The following is an 11,470-nucleotide window of genomic DNA, read 5'->3' on the forward strand; positions in this document are numbered from 1 at the left end:
CATTGATGTATCTCAGTTAGGAGGGTTTAACTGGTGAAAAAGTTACTTTTGATTCTCATTCGTTTCTATCGAAAATTTATTTCACCAATGAAACCGCCTACTTGTCGTTTTGCCCCGACATGCTCTCACTATGCATTAGAAGCAATTGAGATACACGGAGCACTTAAGGGTAGTTGGTTATCTGCAAAAAGAATTGCAAAATGCCATCCTTTACATCCAGGTGGATATGATCCGGTACCTAAAAAGGAAAATAATTAGAGGAGGAGTTATCTTGCGGAAACGCACATATATCATTTTATTATTGGTTGTAATAGCTATATTTAGTACTGGTTGTTCTGCTAAACCGGGTACCCCAATAGATCCTGCTAACGGGATTTGGGATAAATATTTTGTCTATCCATTATCTATTACCATAGATTTTTTTGCTAAGATATTATTTAATAACTATGGTTTAGCTATCATTGTAACAACCATTTTAATTCGTTTTTTGGTGCTTCCTCTAATGATTACTCAAATTAGAAGTACTAAGAAAATGCAGGATTTACAACCTGAAATCACAAAAATTAGAGAAAAATATAAAGATAATGCCCAAAAAATACAGGAAGAAACAATGAAACTCTTCCAAAAACATAATGTAAATCCTTTATCGGGTTGCTTACCTATATTTATTCAGATGCCGATTTTAATTGCCTTTTATCATGCGATTAGCAGGAATGCCTTTATTGCTGAGCATGATTTCTTATGGGTTTCCCTTGGAACACCTGATCCTTACTATATTTTTCCAATTCTTGCAGCGATTACAACTTATTTACAAATTAAAATGACGTCAACGAGTGTTGCCGCAACTCCACAAGCTGCCCAACAGCAGAAAATTATGGCCGTTGTGATGCCTGCCATGATCTTATTTATTGGAATTTCATTACCAGCTGCATTAGCACTATATTGGGTAATTGGTAATATTTTTTCCATTGCACAGACCAAATTGATCTATAGAACCACCAAGTAAAAATTTAATAGGGGGCAATTAGTATGGAAAAAGTAATAGCTACCGGTAAAACTGTGGAAGAAGCAGTTCAATCAGCCCTCAGACAACTAGGTACGACAGAAGATAGGGTTAAGGTAAAAGTTTTAGAACAACCAAGCAAAAGGCTATTTGGATTAATTGGAAAAAATGCGGTCGTAGAAGTAGAATTGTTTCCAGAACAGGTAGATCCTTTAGAGGAAGCGAAAAAGTTTTTATTTGATGTATTTAAATCAATGAATTTGAAAGTCCAAATTGAACAATTTAATCAGGCTGATTATACTGTCCTTAATTTTGTAGGAAAAGATCTAGGAATACTAATTGGTAGAAGAGGACAAACATTAGACTCCCTACAATATTTGGTTAACATTGTTGCTAATCGGAAGGTAGATCATAATCGATTGCGTATTGTGTTAGACGCTGAAAATTACCGTTCAAGAAGAAAGGCAACATTAGAAGAACTAGCAAATAGATTAGCTGAAAAAGTGATAAGAACAGGCAAAGAAGTTGTTCTTGAACCAATGACACCTTCTGAAAGGAAGATCATTCATACTAAATTACAAGACCATCCAAAGGTTCAAACTTATAGTCAAGGAGAGGAACCAAATCGTAAGGTTGTTATTACTAGAAAATAGTTTTAATTGATCCCTGTTATTAACTTTTGTTAGTAACAGGGATTTTTTTTTGCGAAAAAATCTATTTTATTGAGACCTCACAAAAGTAATCGAATACACTTCGAAGGAAGACGTTATTTTTGTGGGTTATCTTAAAAAGAGGAAGAAGAGATGTGGATAACATTAAATTTTATTTAATTGGGCATACTACATAATATTTTTGTTATAAACATGTGGATAAATATTTTTGTTTTTGTTCTTTTATTCAAAATATGGTATTCTACTTTTTTAGAAGATATAGATACTGAGGTGATCATCGATGGATTTTGATACAATAGCTGCAATATCTACCGCGTTAGGAGAAGGTGGAATTGCAATTGTTCGTGTAAGTGGGAATGAAGCGATTGATATTGTAGATCGTTTATATAGAGGGAGAAAAAAGTTATCCACTGTGGATAGTCACACTATCCATTATGGGAAACTGATTGATAAAAGTGGACAAGTGATAGACGAAGTGATGGTAACAGTGATGAGGGCTCCAAGAACATACACAAAAGAGGATGTAGTTGAAGTAAATTGTCATGGCGGTTTAGTATCAGTTCGAAGGGTTTTAGATGCGATTTTAGAAGAAGGAGCAAGATTGGCTGAACCAGGAGAATTAACAAAAAGGGCATTTCTAAATGGAAGAATTGATCTATCTCAAGCAGAGGCAGTGATTGATTTAATTCGATCAAAAACAGATAAAGCTATGCAGTTAGCTTTAAAACAAGTAGAAGGTAAATTGTCTAGAAAAATTAAGGAATTACGGCAAACTTTATTAGAGGTACTAGCTCATATTGAAGTAACAATAGACTATCCTGAACATGATGTTGAATCTGTTACTCATGAATTATTACTTTCAAAAACAAAAGAGGTGAAAAAAGAGATAAATTATTTATTGGATACTGCTTCTCAAGGGAAAATACTAAGTGAAGGATTATCAACTGTTATTATTGGTAGACCTAATGTAGGTAAATCTTCACTATTAAATACATTGATTCATGAAAATAAGGCCATTGTTACTGAAATAGCTGGAACAACCAGAGATATCATTGAAGAGTACATTAATATTAAGGGAGTTCCTCTTAAATTAGTTGACACTGCAGGGATTAGAGAAACAGAAGATCTTGTAGAGAAAATCGGTGTGGAAAGATCAAGAAAGGCATTAGAAGAAGCAGATTTAGTTCTACTTGTTCTAAACTTTAACCAAGAATTATCTAAAGATGATTTACGATTGATGGAATTAGTTCAAGGACTTCATGTGATTGTGATTATCAATAAAACAGATTTACCACAAAAGATAGATTTGGATTTAGTAAAACAGAAAATACCAGATGCAAGAATGATTTTGATGTCTGTTATCAAAGAACAAGGTATTGATCAGTTAGAAGAAACGATAAGTGAACTATTTTTTGCAGGCCAAATTCAAACAGAGGATTTAACTTATGTATCAAATGCAAGACATATTTCATTATTAAAAAGGGCTTTACAAAGTATAGAAGATGCCATACATTCTATTGAAGATTTGCTACCAATTGATATGATAGCAATAGATGTAAAAAATGCTTGGGATCTGTTAGGTGAAATTATTGGAGAAGCGGTTAGTGAAGATTTAATAGATCAAATCTTTTCGCAATTCTGTGTTGGAAAATAAAGATGACATTCATTGGAGGAATGAAGATGGGATATAAAGCTGGTGAATTTGGCTGCATTGTAGTAGGTGCAGGACATGCAGGTGTAGAAGCTGCACTAGCAGCTGCCAGAATGGGAGTAGAAACTTTATTACTGACCATTAGTTTAGATACGATTGCTTTTATGCCTTGTAACCCATCTATTGGCGGGCCAGCAAAAGGACATGTTGTTAGAGAAATCGATGCATTGGGTGGTGAAATGGGAAGGAATATTGATAAAACATATTTGCAGATGAGGATGCTAAATACCGGAAAAGGTCCTGCTGTCCATGCATTGCGCGCTCAAGCAGATAAGTTCGAATACCAAAAAGAGATGAAAAAAACGTTAGAAACGACCCCTCACTTAACTTTAAAACAAACGATGGTAGAAAAGCTTATCATTGAAGATCAAGTGGTAAAAGGGGTAATCACCCGAACTGGTGCAGAATATTATAGTCAAACCGTTGTATTAACAACAGGGACTTATTTAAGGGGTAGAATTATTTTAGGTGATCTGATCTATGAAAGTGGTCCAAATAATCAACAACCATCTGTTAAATTATCTGAACACTTAAGAGAAATAGGATTTGAACTTGTCAGATTTAAGACTGGGACTCCTCCAAGGGTTGATCGAGATTCAATTGATTTTTCCAAAATGGAAATTCAACCAGGAGATGAAGAGCCTAGAGCTTTTTCTTTTGATACAACTGAATATCGTTTAGATCAAATTCCATGTTGGCTAACCTATACCAATTTTCTAACTCATTCGATCATCAATAATAATCTACACCGGGCCCCGATGTTTTCCGGAGTCATTGAAGGTACCGGCCCAAGATATTGTCCTTCTATTGAGGACAAAGTAGTACGTTTTAATGATAAACCACGCCACCAAATTTTCTTGGAACCTGAAGGGGAACATACAAATGAGATGTATGTTCAAGGACTTTCTACGAGTTTACCAGAGGAAGTTCAGATTGATATGCTTCGAACGATTCCTGGTTTAGAAAACGCTGAGATCATGCGGGCTGGGTACGCAATTGAATATGATGTAATCGTACCTACTCAATTATGGCCAACCTTAGAGACGAAAAAGATTAAGAATTTATTTACAGCTGGACAATTAAATGGAACTTCTGGGTATGAAGAAGCTGCAGGTCAGGGTCTTATGGCTGGTATTAATGCTGCATGCAGGGTATTAGGAAAAGATCCAGTCGTATTGGATCGTTCTCAAGCTTATATTGGGGTGCTTATTGATGATTTGGTTACAAAGGGTACCAATGAACCTTATCGACTATTAACTTCAAGGGCAGAATACCGTTTGTTGTTGCGTCATGATAACGCAGATTTAAGACTTCGAGAAATAGGGTATCAACTTGGTTTGATCGATGAGGAACGATATCAACGTTTTCTTGATAAAAAAGAGAAAATTGAACAAGAGATTAATCGCTTAAAAACGGAAAAGATCAGACCTTCAGAAGAGGTTCAAGCGATAATGAAAGAGGTAGGAACTTCTGAATTAAACAATGCTGTTGAATTGGCTACATTGCTTAGAAGACCTGAAATTACTTACGAAATCATCGAAAAACTATCACTTAGTCCTTTGGAATTATCTGCTGAAATAAAGGAACAGGTTGAAATTCAAATCAAATACTCAGGATATATAGAGAAACAACTGTTACTTGTAGAGAAAATGAAAAAGGTTGAGGCAAAGAAAATACCAGAATGGGTAGATTATAATAAAATAAGTGGTCTTTCTATGGAAGCAAGAGAAAAGTTAAATAAAATTCAACCTATGAATATTGGCCAGGCCTCTAGAATATCTGGTGTTAGCCCTGCAGATATTTCGATTTTATTAGTCTATATTGAACAGGGGAAATAAGATGGAAATGGATATGATAGAAAAATTAAACGAAAGATTGCAATCCTATCAGATTGATTGTACAAGCAGTCAACTACAGCAATTTGCAACCTACTATGATTTATTAATAGATTGGAACAAAAGAATGAATCTTACAGCAATTACTGACCCAGAGGAAGTAATCGTTAAGCATTTTTTTGATTCAATTACCCCTGCTTTCTTTTATCCTTTTTCTCAACAAAGAATGATTGATATTGGTGCTGGGGCAGGTTTTCCAAGCATTCCTTTAAAAATTTGTTTTCCTGATTTAAAATTAACGTTATTAGATTCTTTAAATAAACGAATTACTTTTCTACAACATCTTATTGAGACCCTTAACCTTAAAAATGTTGATTTTATTCATGGTAGAGCTGAGGAAATAGCTAGGAAATCAGATCTTAGGGAATCATTTGATATTGCAATCTCTAGAGCAGTTGCAAAACTTAATGTGCTTGCAGAATTATCTTTACCCTTTATTAAGTTAAAGGGATCGATGATTGCCTTAAAAGGGGCTAGAGCAAATGAAGAAATTGCTGAAGCCCAAAAGGCAATACAACTCTTAGGCGGAGTTTTTGTTAAAGAACATAATTTTGATTTACCTGAACATTTTGGTGAAAGGACAATTATTATCATCAATAAAACGAAATCTACTCCTATTAAATACCCTAGAAAATCAGGAACCCCTAATCGTGAGCCAATACAGTGAAATTGTTTCACGTGAAACAATTTCTTTTTTGAATCGTGCAGGAATTTTAAAATAGAAAGAGAATACATATGATTGAATGTTAAAGTAGGTGGTGTGGTCAAATGAAAGACCATTTTTCTCGTCTTTTTGGATTGCAAGATCGTGGAAATGATGAAGTAAAGCAAATTCCTGTGGATCAAATCGTTCCTAATCCTTATCAACCCAGGTCCTTGTTTGATGAAGATCGAATTGAGGAATTAAGCCAAACCATTAAGATTCATGGAGTCATCCAACCCATTGTTGTGCGTCCTCGTGATGGTATGTATGAAATCATTGCTGGTGAAAGAAGATGGCGAGCAGTCAAGAGACTAGAACTTCAAACAATTCCAGCAATTATTAAAGATTATAATGATGCTCAATCTGCATCAATCGCTTTAATCGAAAACCTCCAACGTGAAGGGTTAACAGCAATTGAGGAAGCAGTAGCATATCAAAAATTAATGGAGTTACATGGACTAACACAAGAAAGTTTGGCTCAAAGATTAGGGAAAGGACAATCTACGATAGCAAATAAAATAAGATTATTAAATTTATCTCAGACTGTTCAAGATGCTCTAATGGGAAGAAAAATCACTGAAAGGCATGCTAGAGCTTTATTATCATTGCCTGATCAATCTATTCAGGAAAAATTGCTAGAAGAAATCATAGAAAAAGAGTTAAATGTAAAACAAACCGAAACACGGATTAAACAAATCATTGAAAAATTGACGGGTGAAAGCAAACCAAAAACTAAAAAAATTGCTTTTTCAAGAGATATGCGAATTGCTATGAATACAATTAGACAATCCGTAGATATGGTTTTAAAAACAGGAATGGATATTATTACAGATGAAAAAGATCATGATGAATATTATGAATTTATTATCAAAATTCCAAAAAAATAAAGTAATCAACTGACATTTATTAGGCGGCAAGTATTTTTGCCGCTTATTCATGTTAAAAAAGATCTTCAAAATCCCTATTCACAAACAAATAAATAAGATAAAATATTAAATGCACTTTATGATGTTTGTTCCAAGTAATATCACCAATAAGGCAGCAAGAATGACATGTGTTTTCGTTATAAGTGAGGTGAAGTAAAATGGGGAAAATTATTGCCATCGCAAATCAAAAAGGTGGAGTAGGAAAAACGACTACTTCGGTAAATTTAAGTGCAAGCTTGGCTAAATTAGGGAAAAAAGTTTTGTTAGTGGATATTGACCCTCAAGGTAATACTACGAGTGGAATAGGTATTAACAAAGCTGATGTAGAGTATTGTATTTACGATATCCTTATCAATGATATTTCTCCTAAAGATGCGATATATCCTACTGAAATTGAGGGTTTGGAACTTATACCTGCAACGATTCAATTAGCCGGGGCAGAGATAGAATTAGTTCCTACCATTTCTAGAGAGGTTAGGTTAAAGCGTGCTTTACATATTGTAAGGGATAAATATGATTACGTCATTATTGATTGTCCACCTTCATTAGGGATTTTAACTGTTAATTCCTTAACAGCTGCTGATTCTGTATTAATTCCGATCCAATGTGAGTACTATGCATTAGAAGGATTAAGCCAGCTATTAAATACAATTCGATTAGTTCAAAAGCATCTAAATACAGATTTAATGATCGAAGGGGTTCTTTTGACGATGTTTGATGCAAGAACAAACCTAAGCATCCAAGTAGTTGAAGAAGTTAAGAAATATTTCCAAGATAAGGTATATTCAACCATCATACCTAGGAATGTTCGGCTTAGTGAGGCGCCAAGTCATGGTCAATCTATTGTTACCTATGATCCAAAATCAAAAGGTGCTGAGGTCTATATCGATTTAGCAAAGGAAGTGGCTGAATATGAGTAAACGCCTTGGAAGAGGATTAGACGCTTTAATTCCGTCACTTAATATTGATGAAAAAGATCAAATTTCTGAATTGGAAGTAGCTAAAATCAGACCAAATCCCTATCAACCAAGAAAGAATTTTGACGATGGTCAATTATCTGAACTGATGGCCTCTATTAAAGAGCATGGTGTGATTCAACCGATCGTTGTGAGAAAATCACTTAATGGGTACGAAATTGTTGCTGGTGAAAGAAGATGGCGTGCAACTAAAGCTTTAAATTTAGAGAAGATTCCAGTGGTAATTAAGGAATTTTCTGATCAGCAAGTAATGGAGATTGCTTTAATTGAAAACTTACAACGGGAAAATTTAAACCCAATCGAAATTGCCAATGCTTACGCAAAACTCATGCAACAGTTCAACTTAACTCAAGAAGAATTAGCGGCAAAAGTAGGAAAAAGCCGACCGAACGTAGCAAATTTTATGAGACTTCTTCAACTACCCAATGAAATACAATCTCAGCTTGGTAATGGTAACCTTTCTATGGGACATGCAAGGGCATTAATTTCCTTAGAGCATCCAGAACAACAGAAATTTTTATGTAATAAGGTAATTACTGAAAACTGGAGTGTACGAACACTTGAAGAAAAAATAAAATCTTTAAAAGAAAATGTTTCACGTGAAACAACGAAAAAAAAGGAAACAATTAATCCTATCTATAAACAATTGGAGGACCAATTGCGTAATCGGTTTAAAACTGCAGTAAAAATTAAAACGGGGAAAAATAAAGGGAAGATAGAAATTGAATATTTTAATCAAAGCGATTTAAACCGAATACTGGAGATGCTAGGTATAGAAGAATAACCTCCATCAAGGCAACCAATGAAAGGTTGTCTTTATCTTTAACTGATCCATTTAAATAGGGATGTGAAAAAATGATTTATTTTGATCATGCGGCGTCTTCATGGCCAAAACCAGAGCAAGTCATTTTTACCTTAACTCAATTTTTTCGTGAAAATGGTGCAAATCCTGGCAGAGGGAATCATAAGATGGCAGCTATTGCATCTGAAGCGATTTATGCAACTAGAGTAAAAATAGCTAAACTATTAAATGTACAAAACCCTAACCAAATTGTATTCTTTATGAATACAACTCAAGCATTAAATCAAGCAATAAAAGGGTTTCTTAAAAAGGGTGATCATGTTATAACAAGTCATCTAGAGCATAATTCAGTAAGAAGACCGTTAGAATACCTAAGAAAAGAATTAGGTATTGAAATTACTTATGTAAAACCAAATGAACAAAGCAAACTTCAGTTAAAGGAAATAGAGAATGCCATTCAATCAAACACAAGATTATTCGTCTTCTCCCATGCTTCTAATGTTTTAGGAACGATTCAACCGATCAAAGAGATTGGAGCCATAGCAAAGAAAAATGGAATAGCCTTTTTAGTTGATGCAGCACAAACTGTGGGTAGGTATCAGATTGATGTGAAGGAAATGAATATAGATCTATTGGCTTTTCCCGGTCATAAGGCATTACTTGGTCCACAAGGAGTAGGGGGATTATATATCAATCCAAGTATAGAACTATCTCCTTTGATTCATGGTGGAACAGGAAATCAATCAGAAAAAATCGACCAACCCAAAGCCAGCCCTAACCGTTATGAATCAGGGACACTTAATACAGTCGGAATTGTTGGTTTAGGAGCAGGTATCGATTATATTGAACAACAAGGTATCGAAAAGTTAAAGAACAGAGAATGGCAGTTAACACAATATTTATTGAAGGGCTTAGAGCAAATTCCACAAGTGAAATGGTATGGGCCAGATCTACATATAGAAAGGGTTCCTGTTGTAAGCCTTCAGATAGAAGGGCTTGACTCTAATGAAGTTGCTACAGTTTTAGATAGTCATTATCAGATCGCTGTCAGAAGCGGTTTTCATTGTGCACCATTAGCCCATGAAATTTGTCATACAGAAAGTAGTGGCTTAGTGAGGGTAAGTTTAGGACACACAAATACGGAAAAAGAAATAGATACGCTTTTAAATGCATTAAAAGAAATCATTTCTTTGATGATGTGAGGTAGGAAAAAATGGTCTTACAAGGTACATTAGTGAACACGATTGCCATTATCTTTGGTGGAATGATCGGTGCGTTTTTACCAAATATTCCTTTAAAGATGAGAGATACAGTTATGCAAGGTTTAGGATTAGCTGTTATCATTCAGGGAATCTTAATGGGATTAAAAACGGAGAATTTTTTACTTGTTATTCTTAGTTTAGTGCTTGGTGGCGTATTAGGGGAAATTTTGAAGATTGATGATAAACTAGATCAACTTGGTCACTGGTTAGAACGGAAACTAGGTGGGTCGAAAAAGGGAAATATTTCGAATGCTTTTGTAACAGCTACACTGGTTTATACAATAGGGGCAATGGCCATACTTGGGTCTTTAAATAGTGGTCTAAATCTTGACCATCGCTTATTATATTTAAAAGCAATGTTAGATGGCTTTTCTGCAATTATCTTTGCTTCCACCTTAGGATTTGGGGTAGTATTTTCAGCAGTTCCTGTCTTGATATACCAAGGAATGATCGCATTATTAGCAAAATATATCCACTTACTTTTTAGTCAAGAATTACTAGATACAATGATTGTGGAAATTACTGCAACTGGAGGAATATTAATTATTGCGATTGCGATTAATATTTTAGAATTGAAGAAAATTAATGTAGCTAATATGTTGCCAGCAATCATTATTGCACCAATCGGAGTCATTTTGGTTCAATGGATTTCTAAGTTATTTTAACCGCATGGAAAGTTTATATTTATGTGAAAGGAAGAATGAATAGTGGATATCGTTTCACAATATATCGATGAAATCATCTTATTGCTCGGATTATTAGCTATAATTTTATTGATATGGAATATAACGATTAGTTTTAAATTAAAAAACTTAAAAAAACGCTTCTTACGTTTTAGTAGGGGCGGCAGTGTAAATAATTTAGAACAAATGATTGAGAACTTTTCAACTGACATGGATGAGATAAAAGAAATTATTGCCCAAAATAGAAAACAACTTCATCTTATTTTGGAAAAACTAACAAATATAAAGGGACAAGTTGGAATCATTCGCTATAATGCATTTGGTGAACAAGGAAATGACTTAAGTTTTTCAATCGCTATTTTAGATGAAAAGAAGAACGGTATCGTCATAACAAGCATTTATAATAGAGGGGAGTCAAACACCTATGCTAAACCTATAGAGGCTGGAGAATCAAGGTACCAACTTTCGAAAGAGGAAATTCTGGCAATAGAGAGAGCAACTAAATAATGATGGATAGGAAACGGTTGATATTTATTGTTAATCCATTATACCCCTGCCATGCAATGCAAATTGCAAAGGAGATGAAAGAAAATCTCAATGTGAAAATGATTGTTGCATAAAGCATTAAAGCGAATATTAGAAAAGGAAAGCATTGCACGTGATGTGAATGGCAAAAGAGCCAAAATCGTTTTGATTTAAGGCTCTTTTCTTAGTGCGCCACGCATGGCGATTAACTAGACGGTGAAAGTCCGTTATGGGGGTATGTAGCAACCAACCATTAGCCTAAGGCAAGGGTGTCCATCGTGAGGTGGAATCTGAAGGAAGCCGGCGGCAAAG

12 protein-coding genes are annotated in these 11,470 nt (G+C 34.6%); all 12 read left to right on the forward strand.

The annotated features are described in order from the left end of the window. The first annotated feature begins 33 nt into the window (after positions 1 to 33). Positions 34 to 258, forward strand: a complete 225-nt coding sequence (gene yidD, locus BEN26_RS07480; protein WP_068726949.1) for a membrane protein insertion efficiency factor YidD — start codon at positions 34 to 36, stop codon at positions 256 to 258. Between the two features lie 13 nt (positions 259 to 271). Continuing rightward, positions 272 to 1,006 carry a membrane protein insertase YidC gene (gene yidC, locus BEN26_RS07485; RefSeq protein WP_069797843.1) on the forward strand — a complete coding sequence of 245 codons (735 nt, stop codon included), beginning with the start codon at positions 272 to 274 and terminating at the stop codon, positions 1,004 to 1,006. Positions 1,007 to 1,029: 23 nt separating this feature from the next. Beyond that, positions 1,030 to 1,656: an RNA-binding cell elongation regulator Jag/EloR gene (gene jag, locus BEN26_RS07490; RefSeq protein WP_069797841.1), complete on the forward strand. Its 627-nt coding sequence runs from the start codon at positions 1,030 to 1,032 to the stop codon at positions 1,654 to 1,656. A gap of 298 nt (positions 1,657 to 1,954) precedes the next feature. Beyond that, positions 1,955 to 3,328, forward strand: coding sequence for a tRNA uridine-5-carboxymethylaminomethyl(34) synthesis GTPase MnmE (gene mnmE, locus BEN26_RS07495; RefSeq protein WP_069797840.1), 1,374 nt, complete (start codon positions 1,955 to 1,957; stop codon positions 3,326 to 3,328). A gap of 26 nt (positions 3,329 to 3,354) precedes the next feature. Beyond that, positions 3,355 to 5,223, forward strand: a complete 1,869-nt coding sequence (gene mnmG / locus BEN26_RS07500; RefSeq protein WP_069797838.1) for a tRNA uridine-5-carboxymethylaminomethyl(34) synthesis enzyme MnmG — start codon at positions 3,355 to 3,357, stop codon at positions 5,221 to 5,223. Positions 5,224 to 5,230: 7 nt separating this feature from the next. Further along, complete coding sequence (gene rsmG, locus BEN26_RS07505; RefSeq protein WP_084818723.1) at positions 5,231 to 5,947, forward strand: 16S rRNA (guanine(527)-N(7))-methyltransferase RsmG; 717 nt, start codon at positions 5,231 to 5,233, stop codon at positions 5,945 to 5,947. Between the two features lie 101 nt (positions 5,948 to 6,048). Next, the gene (gene noc, locus BEN26_RS07510) at positions 6,049 to 6,870 is read left to right on the forward strand and encodes a nucleoid occlusion protein (RefSeq protein WP_069797836.1); all 822 of its coding nucleotides are present in this window, start codon (positions 6,049 to 6,051) and stop codon (positions 6,868 to 6,870) included. Positions 6,871 to 7,067: 197 nt separating this feature from the next. Further along, complete coding sequence (locus tag BEN26_RS07515) at positions 7,068 to 7,829, forward strand: ParA family protein (protein ID WP_068726938.1); 762 nt, start codon at positions 7,068 to 7,070, stop codon at positions 7,827 to 7,829. Continuing rightward, positions 7,822 to 8,670: a ParB/RepB/Spo0J family partition protein gene (locus BEN26_RS07520; RefSeq protein WP_069797834.1), complete on the forward strand. Its 849-nt coding sequence runs from the start codon at positions 7,822 to 7,824 to the stop codon at positions 8,668 to 8,670. The genes BEN26_RS07515 and BEN26_RS07520 overlap by 8 nt, the downstream gene beginning before the upstream one ends. 71 nt (positions 8,671 to 8,741) lie before the next feature. Continuing rightward, positions 8,742 to 9,890 (forward strand): aminotransferase class V-fold PLP-dependent enzyme, encoded by a 1,149-nt coding sequence (locus BEN26_RS07525; protein ID WP_069797832.1) that lies wholly within the window; start codon positions 8,742 to 8,744, stop codon positions 9,888 to 9,890. Positions 9,891 to 9,901: 11 nt separating this feature from the next. After that, positions 9,902 to 10,615 (forward strand): DUF554 domain-containing protein, encoded by a 714-nt coding sequence (locus BEN26_RS07530; RefSeq protein ID WP_068726930.1) that lies wholly within the window; start codon positions 9,902 to 9,904, stop codon positions 10,613 to 10,615. A gap of 42 nt (positions 10,616 to 10,657) precedes the next feature. Continuing rightward, entirely contained in the window at positions 10,658 to 11,140 is a 483-nt protein-coding gene (locus BEN26_RS07535) for a DUF4446 family protein (protein ID WP_181482236.1), read from the forward strand. Positions 11,141 to 11,470: the final 330 nt, after the last annotated feature.

The sequence above is a fragment of the Tepidibacillus sp. HK-1 genome (assembly GCF_001748485.2).
Classification (GTDB): Bacteria; Bacillota; Bacilli; order Tepidibacillales; family Tepidibacillaceae; genus Tepidibacillus_B; species Tepidibacillus_B infernus.

Excerpts from the sequence above, each read along its gene's own strand:
- noc (WP_069797836.1), top strand. The coding sequence starts at position 6,049 with ATGAAAGACCATTTTTCTCGTCTTTTTGGATTGCAAGATCGTGGAAAT.
- jag (WP_069797841.1), top strand. The coding sequence starts at position 1,030 with ATGGAAAAAGTAATAGCTACCGGTAAAACTGTGGAAGAAGCAGTTCAA.
- BEN26_RS07525 (WP_069797832.1), top strand. The coding sequence starts at position 8,742 with ATGATTTATTTTGATCATGCGGCGTCTTCATGGCCAAAACCAGAGCAA.
- BEN26_RS07520 (WP_069797834.1), top strand. The coding sequence starts at position 7,822 with ATGAGTAAACGCCTTGGAAGAGGATTAGACGCTTTAATTCCGTCACTT.
- mnmE (WP_069797840.1), top strand. The coding sequence starts at position 1,955 with ATGGATTTTGATACAATAGCTGCAATATCTACCGCGTTAGGAGAAGGT.
- BEN26_RS07515 (WP_068726938.1), top strand. The coding sequence starts at position 7,068 with ATGGGGAAAATTATTGCCATCGCAAATCAAAAAGGTGGAGTAGGAAAA.
- rsmG (WP_084818723.1), top strand. The coding sequence starts at position 5,231 with ATGGATATGATAGAAAAATTAAACGAAAGATTGCAATCCTATCAGATT.
- mnmG (WP_069797838.1), top strand. The coding sequence starts at position 3,355 with ATGGGATATAAAGCTGGTGAATTTGGCTGCATTGTAGTAGGTGCAGGA.
- BEN26_RS07530 (WP_068726930.1), top strand. The coding sequence starts at position 9,902 with ATGGTCTTACAAGGTACATTAGTGAACACGATTGCCATTATCTTTGGT.